The following is a 17,269-nucleotide window of genomic DNA, read 5'->3' as shown; positions in this document are numbered from 1 at the left end:
GCCACTCTCTTTTAGGGGCCCGGGCCAGATTGAACCTTTCAGTCGTACCCAAAAATTCCGATAATGGCGTTTTGGTCAATCAGCGAGAGTTCCGATGACAGACAAGACCGCCGCCAGGTCCGATCAGGCCGTGGCCCAGCTTAAAATGCCGCCCCATTCCTTTGAAGCGGAGCAGTCCGTGCTGGGCGGTCTGCTGCTGGACAACAACGCCTGGGACAGGGTAGCGGAAAAGGTCTCGGATACCGACTTTTACAGCCGCCCCCACCGGCTGGTGTTTCAGGCCATGCAGCGGCTCAGCCAGAGTGGCAGCCCCATTGATCTGATCACGGTGCAGGAAGAACTGGAGCGCCATGAGGCGCTGGAAACCGTGGGCGGTTTTTCCTATCTGGTTGAAGTGGCCAAGAATACCCCCAGTGCCGCCAATATCGGTGCCTATGCGGATATTGTGCGGGAACGGGCGGTGGTGCGCGAAATGATCGCCGTGGCCAACGAAATTGCCGAAGCCGGTTTTGACCCTCAGGGGCGCAATTCCTCCGACCTGCTGGACCTGGCCGAAAGCAAGGTGTTCAAGATCGCAGAAAGCCGCACCAGCGCCAACGAAGGGCCGCAACCCCTGCGCAATCTGCTCGAAAAGACGATCGATCGCATAGAAGATTTATTCAAAAATCCTCATCAGGGCATCACCGGCGTCTCTACAGGATACAATGATCTAGATAAAAAAACTGCAGGACTGCAACCTTCCGATCTGATTATAGTGGCAGCGAGACCCTCTATGGGTAAAACCACTTTTGCAATGAATCTTTGCGAGCACGCTGCACTAACAAATGACAAACCAGTGCTCATATTCTCCTTGGAAATGCCATCTGAGCAGATTATTATGCGGATGCTTGCTTCCCTCGGACGAATCGATCAAACCCGCATTCGTACCGGGCAACTGGATGATGAAGACTGGGGCAGGTTGTCTTCCACCATGGGCATGTTGCTGGAAAAAGGTCAGCTTTATATTGATGACTCTTCCGGTCTGACGCCCACCGAAGTGCGCTCCCGGGCCCGGCGTGTGGCCCGCGAACACGGCGGTGTCAGCATGATCATGATCGACTATCTGCAACTGATGACGGTGCCGAGTCTGTCTGACAACCGGACCCTGGAGATCGCCGAGATCTCCCGTTCGCTCAAGGCGCTGGCCAAGGAGCTGGAAGTGCCGGTAGTGGCGCTGTCCCAGCTGAACCGAAGTCTGGAGCAGCGGGCCGACAAACGGCCGGTAAACTCGGACTTGCGGGAATCCGGCTCCATTGAGCAGGATGCGGACCTCATCATGTTTATCTATCGGGACGAGGTCTATCACGAAGACAGCCCCGATAAAGGCATCGCCGAAATCATCATCGGCAAGCAGCGTAACGGACCCATAGGCAAGGTGCGGCTGACGTTTCAGGGACAGTTTTCCCGTTTCGACAACTACGCCGGACCGGATTTCGATGATGATTACTGAGGAGCGAACATGGATGCACGGGGAGCGGTGGCCCGCATCAGTCTGGAGGCGGTTCGGCACAACCTGAAGGTGGCCAGACAACAGGCGCCCAATGCCAAGGCCGTGGCGGTGGTCAAGGCCAATGCCTACGGTCACGGTGACCTGCGGGTAGCGGCGGCGCTGGAGGCTGATGCCGACCTGTTCGGCGTGGCCCGTTTTGAAGAGGCGCAGCGCCTTCGTGCCGGCGGTATTCAGCGGCCCATCCTGCTGCTGGAAGGTTTTTTCAATCTTGAACAGCTGCACTATGCCGCGCGCCACGACTTTCACCTGTGCATTCACGGCCACGCTCAGCTTGATGCGCTGGAGCGCACGCCGCTGGCCGCCCCGGTGACCGTGTGGGTCAAAATCGACTCGGGCATGCACAGAGTCGGCTTTGCCCCGGAAGAAGCCGACGAGGTGTTTGCCCGCCTGGCGAAACTGCCCCAGGTGGTACAGCCGGTGAACGCCATGACCCACTTCGCCCGGGCCGACGAGCCCGATCAGCGTGCCGTGACCGAGGCCCAGATCGCCCGTTTCAGGGCCGCCACCAACGGCAAAGTGGCGGCCACCGCCCTGTGCAACTCCGCCGGCGTGCTGGCCTTTCCCGACGCCCATGCCGACTATATTCGCCCCGGTGTCATGCTCTATGGCATTACTCCCTTTGGCGATAAACAGGGCACCGACTTCGGCCTGCGCCCGGCGATGAATTTTACCACCACCCTGATCGCGGTGCGCGAGCACAAGGCCGGCGAGCCGGTGGGCTATGCCGGCAGCTGGGTCAGCCCGCGGGATACCCGCATTGGCGTGATTGCCGTGGGCTACGGCGACGGTTATCCGCGTATGGCGCCGGCAGGCACGCCGGTACTGGTGAACGGCCGCAGAGTACCCCTGGCGGGCCGGGTGTCGATGGACATGGCCACGGTGGACCTGGGGCCGGACGCCACCGACAAGGTAGGGGATGAAGTGCTGCTGTGGGGCGAAGGGCTGGCCGCCGAGGAAGTAGCCCGCCATGTGGGCACCATTGCCTATGAACTGGTTACCCGCATGACCGCCCGCCCTAGACTGGAATACGTGGATTAACGGGGATATTCCTCAGGCAACCCGGTGATCAGCCATCGGGTTGCCTGATACTGCTTCACGCTTCACGCCCGGGTATCCCCAGTTTTTGCTCAAACTCTTCCTTTGCCGGGTTCCATTTCATGTAGTACCAAGGCTTGTCCGTTTGCCAGACCGGAAAGGTCAGCTCGATTTCGTTGTCTTCGTAATGATACAGCGAGGTGCTGAGGTTAACCTCGCTGGCCAGATAAAACACGGCCAGCAGCAGCAATAACAGTTTGACCATCCCTGGCACTCCTGTGTGGTTGGTAGTGATACAACTATATCAGTTGCCGGCGGTTTCGGCCCTACAGCGCTGGCATTGGCCATGAGCCTCAATGGACTGGCTGGTAATGGCAAAGCCGTGCAGCTCGGCCTGGTGCTCAAACGCCCGGTTAATGGCCTGATCATGCAGCTCGATCACCTTGCCGCACTGGGTGCAGATAAGCAGCTGCATGGGGTGATGTTCGGCAAAATGATCACAGAACAGAAAGGCGTTGAGTGATTCCACCTTGTGCACAAAGCCCTGAGCCAGCAAAAAGTCCAGCGCCCGGTATACGGTGGGGGGTTTGGCACTGGGCTCCAGTTCCTTGAGCTGATCCAGCAACTCGTAGGCGCTGACGGCGCCTTTGTGGCCGGCGATCAGGGTAAACACGTGGCGGCGGGTGGGGGTAAAGCGTACGCCGCGCTGTTCACACAGTTGTTCGGCACGCTCAAGTTGTTGTTGTATGGACATTAATCAGGCTCATCACTAGGGCTTCTGAACGCATATTAACACAGCCGCAGAGGCCTTCCCTTGTTCAGGGTTGGGTCTGTGAGCGTGCTTGGGTATAATGCGCGCCCTGTTGTTCAAAAAGTCATCACGCTAATGAGTCATTACCCCAGCGCCCGTTTTTCCGTTGCCCCCATGCTCGACTGGACCGATCGTCATTGTCGTTATTTTCACCGGTTGATGAGTCGTCACGCCCAGCTTTATACCGAAATGGTGACCACGGGCGCCATTATTCACGGCAAGGGTGACTACCTGGCCTATAACGAAGAAGAGCACCCGCTGGTGCTGCAGCTGGGGGGCAATGATCCGCAGGCGCTGGCCCATTGTGCCCGGCTGGCCGAGCAGCGCGGCTATGACGAAATCAACCTGAACGTGGGCTGTCCGTCCGACCGGGTACAGAACGGCCTGTTCGGCGCCTGTCTGATGGCCCATCCTAAAACCGTGGCCGACGGCGTGGCGGCCATGAAGGCGGCGGTGTCCATTCCGGTGACGGTCAAAACCCGTATCGGCATCGACGAGCAGGACAGCTATGCGTTTCTCTGCAACCTGGTGGACAGCGTGGCCGAGGCCGGCGTTGATGCCCTGATTGTGCATGCCCGCAAGGCCTGGCTGCAGGGACTGAGCCCCAAGGAAAACCGGGAAATTCCGCCCCTGGATTACGACAGGGTCTACCAGCTCAAGCGGGACTATCCCGGGCTGACCATCGCCGTGAATGGCGGCATCAAGAGCCTGGAAGAGGCACATGCTCATCTGCAGCAGCTGGACGGGGTCATGCTGGGCCGGGAGGTGTATCAGAATCCCTATCTGCTGGCCCGGGTAGACGCCGAGCTGTTTGGTGAGAATAAAGAAGCGCCCAGCCGTCATCAGGTGATCCGCAATCTGCTGCCCTACATTGAACGGGAGCTGAGTCAGGGGACTTATCTGGGCAATATCACCCGCCATACCCTGGGGATTTTTCAGGGCATGCCGGGAGCCCGGGCCTGGCGTCGTCATCTCAGTGAAAACGCCCACAAGCGCGGTGCCGGCCCTGAGGTGGTGGAAGCCGCCATGGCACGGGTACCCGAGGAGTCCGTCGTCTATAGTTAAATCATCCCCTGTTGCCGAGGAGATTGAACCATGACACACACGCTTGCCGAAGAGTTTCCCGAGCACGCCGATCACATCACCGCGCTCAAGCTGAACGATGAGGAATTTGCCCGTCTGGCAAAGGAATATCACAAGGTAAACCACGAGATTGAAGGTCTTGAAGCCTGCAACCTGCCCATCTCCGATGCTGAATTTGAGGGGCTCAAGCTGCGCCGGCATCAGCTGAAGGAGCAGATCTACAACGGCTGGTTTAATGGCAAGGGGTAGGCTGTTTTATCAAACGGGCAATGAGGCATCATTGCCCGTTTTTGATTGTTAAAGTCTATCAGTCTGAGTTGATTAAACGATTTCAACTTGAGTGCAAGCCGGGTAATACTGAGTCCAACAGCAAACAGGCAATACAAGGACTCAACGATGATGACAGACAAAACCGGCCAGCACGTGCCTCAGGTAACCTTCCGCACCCGTCAGCAGGATCAATGGACAGACGTCACCACCGACGAGCTGTTCAGCGGCAAGACCGTGGTGGTGTTTTCACTGCCAGGCGCGTTTACCCCTACCTGTTCTTCCACTCATTTGCCCCGTTACAACGAGCTGGCGCCGGCGTTGTTTGAAAATGGGGTGGATGACATTATCTGCATGAGTGTCAACGACACCTTTGTGATGAACGCCTGGCTGGCGGATCAGGAAGCCGAGCACATTCGGGTGATCCCCGACGGTAACGGCGAGTTTACCGAAGGCATGGGCATGCTGGTCGACAAGCGCGATCTGGGCTTTGGCAAGCGCTCCTGGCGCTACGCCATGCTGGTAAAAGATGGCGTGATTGAAAAAATGTTTATCGAGCCTGAAAAGCCCGGCGACCCCTTTGAAGTGTCCGACGCCGATACCATGCTGGCTTATATTAACCCCGAAGCGGTCAAGCCCTCGGCCATTACCCTGTTTACCAAGCCGGGATGCCCCTTCTGTGCCCGGGCCAAGCAGATGCTGCTGGAGCGCAACATGCGTTACGAAGAGGTGATTATCGGTCAGGATGCCACCAGTATCAGCCTGAAGGCGGTGTCCGGTCGTTCGACCGTGCCTCAGGTATTTATCGACGGCCGTCATATTGGCGGCAGCGATGAGCTGGCCGCCCACCTGGGTTAACCTCCGGAGCCACGCGAAGCATCAGCAGGGTTGCTTCCACCGACACGCTGCAAGTACTTCCATGTAGCGCTCGGCAAATGCCTTCCCTGGCATTTGACGGTCGGTTACAGCAATCCCTGCTGCTACTTCGCTGAGCTGCTGATAACGTACCTTCCCATTCTTATCCAGATCGGGGATCATGACCGAAAAGGGATTGATAACCATGGTGAAAAGGTGAACTTACGGGATCTGGAATATCTGGTGGCGCTCGCCGAGGAGCGCCACTTTCGCAAGGCGGCGGAAAAGTGCTTTGTCAGTCAGCCCACTCTCAGTGGCCAGCTGCGCAAGCTGGAAGACGAGCTGGGCGTGTTGCTGATGGAGCGGACTTCCCGCAAGGTGCTGTTTACGCCGGCCGGCGACGCCATTACCGCTCAGGCCCGCAGAGTGCTGGCCGCCACCAAGGAGCTGCGCGACATTGCCCGCACCTTTACCGAGCCCATGTCGGGCGAGTTGCATATCGGCCTTATTCCCACGGTCGGCCCTTACCTGCTTCCCCATATTATTCCCGCACTGAAACAACATTTTCCCGAGCTGCATATCTTTCTTTACGAAGCCCAGACCCAGGTTCTGCTCAAGCAGCTGGCTGACGGTGAGCTGGACTGCCTGATCCTGGCCCAGCTCGACAACATGGATAATTTCGGCTCGCTTCCCCTTTACGATGAACCCATGTTGCTGGCGGTGCCAGTGAGTCACCCCTGGGCCGGACGTGAACAGATACGGCTTGACGAGCTCAAGGGAGAGAAGCTGCTGATGCTGGAAGACGGTCATTGCCTGAGAGATCAGGCCATGGGGTTCTGCTTTGCCGCCGGCATCGGTGAAGACAGTCACTTCAAGGCCACCAGCCTGGAAACCCTGCGCAACATGGTGGCGGCGGGCTCGGGACTGACCCTGATCCCGCAGCTGGCGGTGGGGGAGCGCAACGGTGAAACGGGCGTCAGTTACCTGAGGGTAACGGATCCCGAGCCCAGTCGCGCCATTGCCCTGCTGCACCGGGCCCACTCGGTGCGCCGTCCCTGTTTTAACGAAATGGCCCGGGTGATCAGCAAGCTGCTGAACGAACGGCTGTAAAATAGGGACTGGGGACTGGGGACTGGGGACTGGGGACTGGGGACTGGGGACTAGGGACTGGGGGCTGGCTCCCCGTTGTACAGGGGAGCCAGGGTGACGTTTTTTCTTAAAACAACTCGTCGGTGACGCTGGTGCCGCCAAACTGCTGGTGGCTTTCAGGGCGGCTGTAACGGCGAGGTTCACTGCCCTTTACAAAATACTCGGTGCGGCCCTGGCCATTGCTCAGCAGGCCGGTGGCGGTATCTATGGTTGCCGTGACCAGGCCATCGGGCAGGGAGCGTTCCCGCTCCGGAAAGTGTGACAGCGCCACTTTCATGTAATCGGCCCAGATGGGCAGCGCCGTGCTGCCACCGAACTCGCCGCCGGCGACCTGATCCCGGCCCAGGTTGGGGTTGTAGGCGGTGCGTCCAAGGGGCCGGCCGAAGTCGTCAAAACCGACCCAGGCGGTGGCCACCCGATCCGGTGTAAAGCCCGAAAACCAGGCATCCCGGGAGTCGTTGGTGGTCCCCGTCTTGCCGGCAATGTCGGTCCGTTCCAGCGCGCGGCCGGCGCGCCATCCGGTGCCGTTCCAGCGCCGGGCACCGCTGACGCCGCCCTGAATGGCGGAGCTCAGGGCCGAGCTGATCAAAAAGGCGTTTTCCTCACTGATAATCCGCTTTTGCTCCGGTGCAGCCCGGTACAGCACCACGCCCTGTGAGTCCTCAATACGGTCTATCACAAAGGGCGAAATCTTGTTGCCGCCATTGGCAAAGGTGGCGTAACCGGTGGCCATTTGCAGCGGGGTAGCCGACGGCGAGCCCAGCGCCAGGCTTTCGGTAGCCGGAATGCTGGCTGTGTCGAAGCCAAAGTCGTTCAGGCGCTGCATGGCGTTGGCAATACCGCTGTCCCTGAGCAGGCGAATGGACACTACGTTTTTGGAGCGGGCCAGGGCCTCACGCACCCGAATGGGACCGTCATAGACGTTGGGGGAGTTGCGGGGTTTCCAGGCGTTGCCGCTGCCGGCATCCCAGTGGTTGATGGGCGCGTCATTCACCAGGCTGGCTAGGGTAAAGCCCCTATCCAGGGCAGTGGAATAGATAAAGGGCTTGATATTGGAGCCCATCTGGCGAGAAGCCTGCTCCACCCGGTTGAATTTGTTGAGGGTGAAGTTAAACCCGCCAACCAGAGCCGTCACGGCGCCGGTAGCCGGCTCCAGTGCCACCAGGGCGCCGTTGATTTCGGGCTGCTGGCCCAGCATCCAGCCATCCCCCTGAGGGCGAACCCAAATCTGTTCGCCGGCCTTGAGAATATCGGCGGCCCGCCCGGGCGCCTGGCCCTGACGGTTGTCGGCTATGTATTTTCGGGCCCACTTCAGGCCGTCCCAGTTCAGGGTGGCGGTGCCCTTATCCTTGATCACCACGGTGGCGCTGCGTTCGGCTACTCCGGTCACCACCGCCGGCTTCAGCGGCCAGTAAGCGGGCTGATCTTCCAGGTGCTGCTCAATACGCTCGCTGCTCCAGGTCTGGCCGCCCTGCCACAGGGTGACTACAGGTCCACGGTAACCGTGACGCAGGTCATAAGCCAGCAGGCCATTAATCAGTGCCTGATTGGCAGCCTGCTGTTCATCGGCATGCACTGTGGTGTAAATATTCAGGCCCCGGGTGTAGGCTTCATCGCCAAACATGGACACCGCGAACTGATGAGCCATCTCTGCCAGATAGGGGGCGCTCAGAGTAATTTCGGCGCCGTGATAGCGGGCCCGCACCGGCGCCGCCATGGCCTCGTCATACTGGTCTTGAGTAATCTTGCCGGTGTCCAGCATGCGTCCCAGCACCACGGCACGGCGTTCGCCGGCCCGGCTGGGATTGCTGATGGGATTGAGGGTGGAAGGCGCCTTGGGCAGGCCGGCGATCATCGCCATTTCCGCCAGGGTCAGATCGGCCAGCTCCTTGCCATAATAGACTTGGGCTGCCGCACCCACGCCATGGGCACGATGTCCCAGAGGGATTTTATTGAGGTACAGTTCAAGAATTTCGTCCTTGCTCAGTTGACTTTCAATGTGCAAAGCCAGAACAATCTCTTTTACCTTGCGCACAATGGTTTTTTCCCGGCTGAGGAAAAAGTTGCGGGCCACCTGCTGGGTAATGGTACTGGCACCCTGACGTTTTTCACCCGTGGTCAGCCATACCAGGGCGGCCCGGGCGATGCCCACCGGATCAATACCCGGGTGCTCGTAAAAACGCGCATCCTCGGTGGCAAGAAAGGCGTCAATGAGCGGCGGTGGCATCTGGCTGATGGTCACGGGAGTGCGGCGTTGCTCTCCATACTGGGAAATCAGCTCGCCGTCCTGGCTGTAGATGCGCATGGGGGTTTCCAGACGCACATCCCTGAGGGTGGACACATCCGGCAAATCGGCGCTGATTTGCTGGTAGAGTACAAAGAGTGCAACCGCGCCGGAAAGACCAAGAAAAAAGGCCAGGGCAAGCAGGCGAACGAGCCATTTGAGCATGTAATAAAACCCGGTAAATCATTTTTTAACCAATAGCCGGAAAGTATATCCTGTGAGCGCCGTCATGTTCGAGTGCTTTTGGTTATATTTCATTAAAACAAGAAACTACATTTGAGTCTGTGTTAGTTTACAGATACCAACAAAAAAACAGTGGTATGGATGCCTATGTTGAGTCTTTTCGGAAAAAGGGACGCGCAGTGGATGGTTGGGGTGGACTTTGGCGTCGGCAGCCTGAAGGCGGTGGTGCTCAAAGGCCAGAAAGAGCATATACAGCTGGCAGCCATGGCCAGCGTTCCCACACCTGCCACCAGCATCAGTGACCACCAGTTGCAGGATATAGAAGCGGTCGGTGAGGCGCTGAAGCTGTTGCGGCGCCAGCTTGGCTGCCGCATCGACAAGGTTGCCACGGCCGTTACCGGCAGCAGCGTAACCACCAAGATTATTTCCCTGCCCCGGGGGCTTTCCGACGAGGATCTGGAAAGTCAGATCATGCTGGAGGCCGGCCAGCACATTCCCTTCCCGATGGAAGAAATCAGCCTCGACTTTGAACGGCTTGGCGTCAGCCAGCTGCGCCCGGATCGGGAAAACATACTGCTCAGTGCCGCCCGCACCGACAGCATTTCCACCCGGCTTGCCGCCCTGCAGATCGCCGGCTGGGAAGCCCGGGTGGTCGATATTGGTGTGCATGCCCTGGCCCGGGCCGCTCAGGCCCTGATGGCGGCGGAGCAGGTCAATGTTGAGTTGCTGGCGCTGGCCGATATCGGCACCGAATGTCTTACCTTTGCCGTGGTGGAGCAGGGAGAGGTGATTCACAGCCGGTTGCAAAACTTTGGCGGCGGGCATTTTACCCGTGAACTCAGCCAGCAGGCCGGCATGCCGGAAGGCCAGGCCGAAGCCGGCAAACTGCAGAATACCCTGCCGGGCCCATTGCGGGAGGAGGCAGAGCAGCAGCACATTACCAGCATTCTTCAGCATATTCGCCGTAACCTTCAGATCTTTCAGAGCAGCGCCGGCTCTCAGCAGCCTCAGGCCCTGTTTCTCAGCGGTGGCGCCAGCCAGTTGTCGCAGCTGATGCCGGTGCTGGAGCAGGAGCTCGGCATGCCGGTGTTTGTGCCCCGCTTTGAGCGGCTGCTTGGCGGTGAGGAGCAGCAATATCCGGATGCAGCGGCTTACACCACTGCGCTGGGACTGGCCCTGAGGAGTTTTAGCCCATGTCCAATATAAACCTGCTGCCCTGGCGAGAAGGGCTGAAAGTCCGGCAAAAAAAACGTTTTTTCGTGCAACTGGCCACCGCAGCCGGGGTGACGATCACCGTGATGTTGCTGATCAATCTGCGCATCGGACAGCTGGTGGATCAGCAACAGGAGCGTAACCGCTTTCTGCAGATGGAAACGGTCAGACTGGATCAGGTACTGGGCGAGATCAGCGCCATTATCGAGCAGCGGGAAAAGTTGCTGAAGCGTGTGCGGCTGATTGAACAGCTGCAGCAAAGGCGTACTTTTTCGGTGCACCTGTTTAACCAGATGCCGGGGCTGGTGCCGCCCGGTGTATATCTCAGCTCCCTTGATGTGGCCCGGGATCATATTGAGCTGGTAGGCAAAACCGAAGCGTATCCGCGTGTGGCCAACATGTTGCGCAGCATGGAAGCCAGCCGCTGGCTGACCGAGCCCAGACTGGGCTCCATTTACGCCACAGACAGCCGGCCCATTGCCCTCAGCCAGTTTTCCATGAGCGTAAAGGTGTCCACCGAAGGAGAGCAACCATGAACTGGCAAGAGCTGAATGAGCTGGACTTTGAAAACATTGGCCAGTGGCCGAAGCCCGCCAGGATCGCTGTGGTGGCCGTGGCCTGCGTGCTGCTGGCCGGCTTCTGCGGGCAGTTTCTTATCCGCGCCAGCCTTGAGCGGCTGGATCGGGCTCAGGCGGAGGAAACACATCTCAAGGGCATATTTGAGGCCAAGTCTTATCAGGCATCCCTGTTGCCGGATTATGAACAACAGCTGTTGACATTAAAGCAGCAACTGGAGAACGAGTTGCGCAAACTGCCCAGCCAGCTGGAAATTGCCGGCCTGCTGGACGACATCAGCTATATCGCCACCGACAATGGCCTGCGTATCGAGCGCATCAACTGGGAGTCGGAGCAGCCCGGTGAGTTTTCTACCGAACTGCCCATGCGCATCATTGTCAGCGGCGATTATCATCAGCTGGGCCGGTTTGTGGCCGATGTGGCGGCACTGCCGCGTATCGTGATTCTCGACAGCTTCAGCCTCAGCAGCAAGGGCAATGAACAGCTCAGCATGAGCATGCTGGCCAAAACCTACAAATACAATGAGCGGGGGGGCTGATGAGAACCACACTGACATTATTGCTGGTGCTGGGCCTTGGCGCCTGTACCGATCAGGAAGATCTACGCCAATATGTGGCCGAGGTGCGCTCCCGGCCGTCGACTCCCCCCGAGCCCATACCTGCAGTCAACGAGTATGTGCCCGAGTCCTATGCACCGGTCGAGCAGCGCAGTCCCTTTGCAACGCCCCGGCCGGAAACGACCGCCAGTCAGGAACTGTTGCCGAAAGACTGCGAGCAGCCCGATACCGCCCGTGAAAAGCAGCCCCTGGAACGTTATTCCCTCGGTAACCTGTCCATGCGGGGAACGCTGAAGAACGCCGGTGGCATCAGGGCGCTGGTGCTGGCCCAGGACGGTGAAACCCACCTGGTGGCTGCCGGCGACCGGCTGGGGCTCAACTACGGCGAAGTCACCGCCGTCAGCGGTGAGCGCATCAGGCTGAAAGAATATGTGCCCGATGGCCGGGGGTGCTGGAACACGCGGGAAACCACCCTGGAGCTGGTCGCCGAATAACAATGAAGTATACCTAACAACAATTTTGCAGGGAGTGCGCCTCATGGTGAACACAACGGCCACAAGGCTGAAGCAATGCATGGTCGCCCTGCTGGCATGGCTGATCGCCTTGCCGGCACTGGCGGTCAGTCTGGAGCAGTTCAGGGTGAACCCGCTGGCCGGGGATCAACTGGTGCTGGAAATGGAGTTTGACATGCCACCGGCAGTCACCGAGCAGCTGACTCAGGAGCCTGCCAGCCTGGTGCTGCGTTTGCCCGGCGCCAGCTCGGCACTGGCGAAAAACCAGATCCCCATTGAACGCCAGGGCATTTCCACCATCGATATTCGCCGGGCCGGCTCGGCGCTGGAAGTGGTGATCCCCATGGAGCGGCTTCAGCCCTACCGGGTGCAGCGTGATAACAAAATGGTCATGGTGCTGCTGGGCGCCGGTATTACCGGTAGCAGCAATGCGGGCACAATGTTGCCGCCAGGCACCATTAACACACTGGCCGGTATCGATTTTCAGCGGGGCGCCAAAGGGCAGGGACAGGTGGTGGTTGAGCTTGAACAGTCGGCGGCCGCCATGGATCTGCAAAAACATGGCAACCGGCTGGATATCAGCTTTTACAACACCCATATTCCCGACCGGTTACTGAAAACCTACGACGTCAACGACTTTGCCACCGTGGCCAACCGCATCAAAACGCGGCGGGATCGGGAAAATGTGGTGCTGGCGGTCGAGACTGCCGGTGACTTTGAATACCAGTATGATCAGAACGGGCGCCGGGTGGTGATAGAGCTGGTCAAGCCCGCCGCCAGGGTCAGCGCCAAAAGCACCGGCAAGCGTTACGGTGGCAAGCCCATCTCCATGAATTTTCAGGATATTCCGGTGCGAACCGCGCTGCAGCTGATCGCCGATTTCAACAGTTTCAACCTGGTCACCACCGACTCGGTACAGGGCAACCTGACCCTGCGCCTGGACGGTGTGCCCTGGGAGCAGGCCCTCGACACCATTTTGCAGGTGCAGGGTCTCGACAAGCGGCTGGACGGCAATATTCTGCTGGTGGCGCCGGCATCAGAGCTGGCGCAGCAGGAGCAGCAAAAGCTGGAAAGCCGTCAGGCCAAGGAAGTGTTGGCGCCCCTTGAAACCGAGTTTCTGCAGGTCAACTACGCCAAGGCCGTGGACGTGGTGGCCCTGCTCACCAACGAAAGCACCCGTTTGCTTTCCGAACGGGGGGCCATCGCGGTGGATGAGCGCACCAATATGCTGGTGATCAAGGACACCCGGGACAACATCGAAAGCATTCGCCGCATGCTGACCCTGCTTGATATTCCCATCAAGCAGGTGGTGATTGAGGCGCGCATAGTTACCATAGACGATGGTTTTGAGGAGGCATTCGGGGTGCGCTGGGGGTTCACCAATGACACTTCTGGAGGACATAATAATACCGCTATCGGTGGGACAACCGAGGGACTTAGAGCCCGAGACGATGATGGTCGTAGGATTGATGACTCCTTTAACGTCAACCTGCCGGTAAAGGACGCCCCCGGCAGCATCGCTTTTCAGATTGCTAAGCTTGGCGGTGGCCGTATTCTCGATCTGGAATTATCTGCACTGGAAGAGGAAAAGCGAGCCGAAATTATCGCCAGCCCCCGGGTGACCACCTCTAATCAGATGGCGGCTGAGATCAAACAAGGCCTCCAGATCCCTTTTCCGACCACTTCAGAACAGGGGACAAATACCGAGTTCAAGGACGCTTTTTTGAGTCTCAATGTTACTCCCCAAATTACCCCTGATAACCGGGTGGTGCTGGATTTGATAGTGACTCAGAATTCGGCCGAACCCATACTTGTTCGTGGGGAGTTTGAGATCGCTATCAATACCCAGTCGATCACTACCCAAGTGTTGGTAAACGACGGTGAAACTCTGGTATTGGGGGGTATCTTTCAGCAGGATATCATCCGTAACGTGAGCAAGGTTCCTGTGCTCGGGGATATTCCGGTGGTGGGTCGGCTGTTCAAAAGAACATCGGACAATAATAGAAAGCGGGAATTGATTATCTTCGTTACCCCCCGTATCGTGCACGACAGCATCTGAGCATCCGCCGCCGGCAAGGTGCCGGCGGCGTGCTTCTTGCCAGCCGCCGGCGCAGTTGCGATAATCCGGCGTCCAGTTTCAGAAAATCAAGGTTAGGTTCATCGTCGACCCCGCGGTGTTCGTGGGGCGCATTTGTTTGTGAGAATTTCGTGCAACATGGCTGAGAAACGCAATATCTTCCTAGTAGGGCCCATGGGTGCGGGCAAGAGCACCATCGGTAAATACCTGGCGCAGCAACTGCATATGGAGTTTTATGACTCCGATCAGGAAATCGAGCGCCGTACCGGTGCCGATATCAGCTGGGTGTTTGATGTAGAGGGCGAAGAAGGCTTCCGCCAACGCGAAGAAAAGGTCATTAACGAGCTGAGCGAGCTGCAGGGTATAGTGCTGGCCACCGGCGGCGGCTCCATCAAGAGCCGGGAAAGCCGTAACCGGCTGTCGGCCCGGGGCATAGTGGTATACCTGGAAACCACGGTGGAAAAACAGCTGGCCCGGGTGCAGAAAGACAAGCGCCGTCCGCTGCTGCAAACCGAAGAAGCCCCCCGCGATGTGCTGGAGCGTCTGGCCGAAGAGCGCAATGAACTTTATCGGGAAGTGGCCGACTATGTGGTGCGCACCGATGAGCAGAGCGCCAAACTGGTGGCCAACCAGATCGTTGAACTTATCGGCCTGTAAGCCCGGAGAAGCGCCATGGAAAGGTTAACCGTCAACCTGGGGGAGCGCAGCTACCCCATACTGATCGCCGAAGGACTGATGTCTGATGGCGCCTTGCTGAAGGACGCGGTCAAGGGAAAAAAGGTGCTGGTGATCACCAATGAGGTGGTGGCCCCCCTGTATCTCGAGCGCCTGCTGGCGGCGCTGGCACCGCTGGAGGCTGAAAGCCTGGTGCTGCCCGACGGCGAGCAGTACAAAACCCTGGATACCTTTAACCGGGTAATGGGCAAGCTGCTGGAAAGCGGTCATGGCCGGGATACCACCCTGGTTGCCCTGGGAGGCGGTGTTATCGGTGATCTCACCGGCTTTGCCGCCGCCTGCTATCAGCGCGGCGTGCCCTTTATTCAGGTGCCCACCACCCTGCTGGCCCAGGTCGACTCTTCGGTAGGGGGCAAGACGGCGGTTAACCATCCGCTGGGCAAGAACATGATCGGTGCCTTTTACCAGCCGGAGCTGGTGCTGATTGACACTCTTTGCCTGCAGACCCTGCCACAACGGGAGTTTGCCGCCGGCATGGCCGAGGTGATCAAGTACGGCATTATCTGGGACGCCGGCTTTTTTACCTGGCTGGAGCAAAATCTGACCCGGCTGCAGCAGCTCGACACCGGTGCCCTGTCTTACGCCATTCGTCGCTGCTGCGAGATCAAGGCTGAAATGGTGGCCTGCGACGAGCGTGAACACGGCGTGCGTGCCCTGCTCAACCTGGGCCACACCTTTGGTCATGCCATTGAGGCGGAAATGGGCTACGGCAACTGGCTGCACGGCGAAGCGGTAGCGGCCGGCACCATTCAGGCCTGTCATACCGCCCGGCTGCGCGGCGATATGAGCGATGCCGAGGTGGAACGGGTCAGGGCGCTGCTGGTACAGGCCGGCCTGCCGGTCACCGGGCCCGGGCAAATGACCATTGAGCACTATTTGCCCCACATGCTGCGGGACAAAAAGGTACTGGCCGGCAAATTGCGGCTGGTGTTGCCTCAGGGCATTGGCCGGGCTCAGGTGGTGGACGACGTGACCGAAGCCCAGCTGGCGCAAGTGCTGAGTTAAGGCCGCGTGGCTGCCGGTTCCCCGCTGACACTCTCATCCCAGCAGCAGTTGCTTCAGCAGCTGCTGCATCTCTCCCGGCTTGAGCACGGACTGGTGCTGGTTTCCGGCCCCAAGGGCGCCGGCAAGACCACCCTGGCCGGCATGCTGGCGCAACAGAGCGGGCTGCTTACACCCGCGGTGCTGGATGCCCGTCTTATTACCAGTCAGACTCTCTTTCGTGAAACCCTGCTGGCGCAGTGGTTTGCCGGCGCCGCATTCGACACCGAAGACACCCTGCTCAATGCTATTACCCGGCTGCTGCCGGCAAAGGCGGGCAGACGTTTGCTGATTGTTGACAATGCCCAGTGGCTGACCGATGTCCAGCTGCAGGAGCTGGCCGAACTGAGTCTGGAGCTGCCGGCGGAGCAGCGGCCCTTTATGGTATTGCTGGGCCTGCCGTCCTGGGTGGGGGGCGTGCGCAGCCTGTTCAGGGGGGAGCGGGAGTTGTCGGTGCCGGTTCTGGATATCCCCGGCCTGAGTACAGAAGATAAACGGCAGTTGTGTATCAGTCTGGGAGTGGAGCCGGCGGCGGAGCAACTGGAACGGCTGCATTTCCCGGGGGATGTGGCAGTGAGCACGGAGTCGACCATGAGAACACCTGAATACCGGCAGTGGCTGGAGCAAAAAACGGTCAAGGTTCTGCTGACCGGGCTTATTCTGCTTGGCCTGGTGGTGCTTGTTACCTGGCTGCTGGGCAGAGCAACACCCGTGCCCGAGGTCACGCAGCCGTTTCAGAGTGAGCAGCCGTCCGCTGCGGTGGCGCCGGTGCCGCCTTTGGTACCGGAAGAGCAGGAAAGCGGCAAGCAGGCAGCAGCCTGGCCGGCAGAGCCGCTGCCCGAAGCGCCTCAGGTGGCTACGCAGATCGCAGAATCTCCCGACGACAGCAGCAAGGAGCGGGTGGTGATCGACGATGAGGTGGTGAGCCGGCTGATGGAGCGGGAGCGGGGAGTGCCGCCGAAGCCGGAAGCTGGGCAACAGGAGCAGCTGGCACTGGGCTCGCTGGCAACGCTTGCACAAAAACCGGTGGATCACTACACACTGCAGCTGATGGCGGGCCGGGATAAGCAGGTGCTGCAGCAGCTGGCCGCCCGTCATACCCTGACACCGGCCTGGATTTACCCGCGCACCATCAAGGAAGAACCCTGGTTTGTGCTGGTGTTTGGCGATTTTGAGTCGGCGGAGCAGGCGCGGCGCGCCATTGACATACTGCCGGCCGAGCTGCGTGCCGCCAGGCCCTGGCCCAAGCCCTTTGGTCAGGTGCAAAAAGAAGCCGGCCCATAGCCATGAGCGCGGCATGGGGGTACAATGCGCGCCCTTCACACGGTTCGGCAAGCATGGCAA

Annotated in this window: 17 protein-coding genes; 14 read left to right on the top strand and 3 right to left on the bottom strand. The window is 59.2% G+C overall.

Features of this window, described 5'->3' with window-relative positions:
- Positions 1–94: 94 nt before the first annotated feature.
- Together dnaB and alr are read left to right on the top strand one after the other, a co-directional pair.
- Positions 95–1,489 (top strand): replicative DNA helicase, encoded by a 1,395-nt coding sequence (gene dnaB / locus DA373_RS02125; RefSeq protein WP_107850711.1) that lies wholly within the window; start codon positions 95–97, stop codon positions 1,487–1,489.
- A 9-nt stretch (positions 1,490–1,498) separates the two neighbouring features.
- A complete protein-coding gene (alr, locus tag DA373_RS02120) occupies positions 1,499–2,587 on the top strand; it encodes an alanine racemase (protein WP_107850710.1) in 1,089 nt (362 codons plus the stop codon).
- Positions 2,588–2,642: 55 nt separating this feature from the next.
- On the opposite strand, the gene DA373_RS02115 is transcribed toward alr, so the two are convergent.
- Positions 2,643–2,849: a hypothetical protein gene (locus tag DA373_RS02115; RefSeq protein ID WP_107850709.1), complete on the bottom strand. Its 207-nt coding sequence runs from the start codon at positions 2,847–2,849 to the stop codon at positions 2,643–2,645.
- Positions 2,850–2,888: 39 nt separating this feature from the next.
- Positions 2,889–3,338: a transcriptional repressor gene (locus DA373_RS02110; protein ID WP_107850708.1), complete on the bottom strand. Its 450-nt coding sequence runs from the start codon at positions 3,336–3,338 to the stop codon at positions 2,889–2,891.
- 132 nt (positions 3,339–3,470) lie between these two features.
- Here DA373_RS02110 and dusA point away from each other — a divergent pair, with 132 nt between their 5' ends.
- The 4 genes from dusA (at position 3,471) to oxyR (ending at position 6,710) form a co-directional block, all read left to right on the top strand.
- Entirely contained in the window at positions 3,471–4,460 is a 990-nt protein-coding gene (gene dusA, locus DA373_RS02105) for a tRNA dihydrouridine(20/20a) synthase DusA (protein WP_107850707.1), read from the top strand.
- Between the two features lie 30 nt (positions 4,461–4,490).
- Positions 4,491–4,727, top strand: a complete 237-nt coding sequence (locus tag DA373_RS02100) for a YdcH family protein (protein ID WP_107850706.1) — start codon at positions 4,491–4,493, stop codon at positions 4,725–4,727.
- A gap of 147 nt (positions 4,728–4,874) precedes the next feature.
- Positions 4,875–5,603, top strand: coding sequence for a glutathione peroxidase (locus tag DA373_RS16605; protein ID WP_107850705.1), 729 nt, complete (start codon positions 4,875–4,877; stop codon positions 5,601–5,603).
- A gap of 213 nt (positions 5,604–5,816) precedes the next feature.
- Entirely contained in the window at positions 5,817–6,710 is an 894-nt protein-coding gene (oxyR, locus tag DA373_RS02090; RefSeq protein ID WP_107850704.1) for a DNA-binding transcriptional regulator OxyR, read from the top strand.
- Positions 6,711–6,816: 106 nt separating this feature from the next.
- On the opposite strand, the gene DA373_RS02085 is transcribed toward oxyR, so the two are convergent.
- Entirely contained in the window at positions 6,817–9,198 is a 2,382-nt protein-coding gene (locus tag DA373_RS02085; protein ID WP_107850703.1) for a penicillin-binding protein 1A, read from the bottom strand.
- A 201-nt stretch (positions 9,199–9,399) separates the two neighbouring features.
- Between DA373_RS02085 and pilM the strand changes: the two genes are divergently transcribed.
- The 8 genes from pilM (at position 9,400) to DA373_RS02045 (ending at position 17,209) form a co-directional block, all read left to right on the top strand.
- On the top strand, positions 9,400–10,422 hold the full coding sequence (pilM, locus tag DA373_RS02080; protein WP_107850702.1) for a type IV pilus assembly protein PilM: 1,023 nt from the start codon (positions 9,400–9,402) through the stop codon (positions 10,420–10,422).
- Complete coding sequence (locus tag DA373_RS02075) at positions 10,410–10,964, top strand: PilN domain-containing protein (protein ID WP_107850701.1); 555 nt, start codon at positions 10,410–10,412, stop codon at positions 10,962–10,964. The genes pilM and DA373_RS02075 overlap by 13 nt, the downstream gene beginning before the upstream one ends.
- Complete coding sequence (locus tag DA373_RS02070; protein ID WP_107850700.1) at positions 10,961–11,542, top strand: type IV pilus inner membrane component PilO; 582 nt, start codon at positions 10,961–10,963, stop codon at positions 11,540–11,542. The genes DA373_RS02075 and DA373_RS02070 overlap by 4 nt, the downstream gene beginning before the upstream one ends.
- Positions 11,542–12,054 (top strand): pilus assembly protein PilP, encoded by a 513-nt coding sequence (locus DA373_RS02065; RefSeq protein ID WP_107850699.1) that lies wholly within the window; start codon positions 11,542–11,544, stop codon positions 12,052–12,054. The genes DA373_RS02070 and DA373_RS02065 overlap by 1 nt, the downstream gene beginning before the upstream one ends.
- Positions 12,055–12,097: 43 nt before the next feature.
- Complete coding sequence (locus tag DA373_RS02060; protein ID WP_107850698.1) at positions 12,098–14,131, top strand: type IV pilus secretin PilQ; 2,034 nt, start codon at positions 12,098–12,100, stop codon at positions 14,129–14,131.
- 156 nt (positions 14,132–14,287) lie between these two features.
- On the top strand, positions 14,288–14,806 hold the full coding sequence (gene aroK / locus DA373_RS02055; protein ID WP_107850697.1) for a shikimate kinase AroK: 519 nt from the start codon (positions 14,288–14,290) through the stop codon (positions 14,804–14,806).
- 15 nt (positions 14,807–14,821) lie between these two features.
- Entirely contained in the window at positions 14,822–15,889 is a 1,068-nt protein-coding gene (gene aroB, locus DA373_RS02050) for a 3-dehydroquinate synthase (RefSeq protein ID WP_107850696.1), read from the top strand.
- A gap of 6 nt (positions 15,890–15,895) precedes the next feature.
- Entirely contained in the window at positions 15,896–17,209 is a 1,314-nt protein-coding gene (locus tag DA373_RS02045; RefSeq protein ID WP_107850695.1) for an SPOR domain-containing protein, read from the top strand.
- Positions 17,210–17,269 lie beyond the last annotated feature (60 nt).

This window comes from Oceanimonas marisflavi (assembly GCF_003049725.1).
GTDB lineage: Bacteria > Pseudomonadota > Gammaproteobacteria > Enterobacterales > Aeromonadaceae > Oceanimonas > Oceanimonas marisflavi.
Note: the sequence above shows the minus strand (reverse complement) of the source record. Positions and strands in the feature narration are given on the sequence as shown.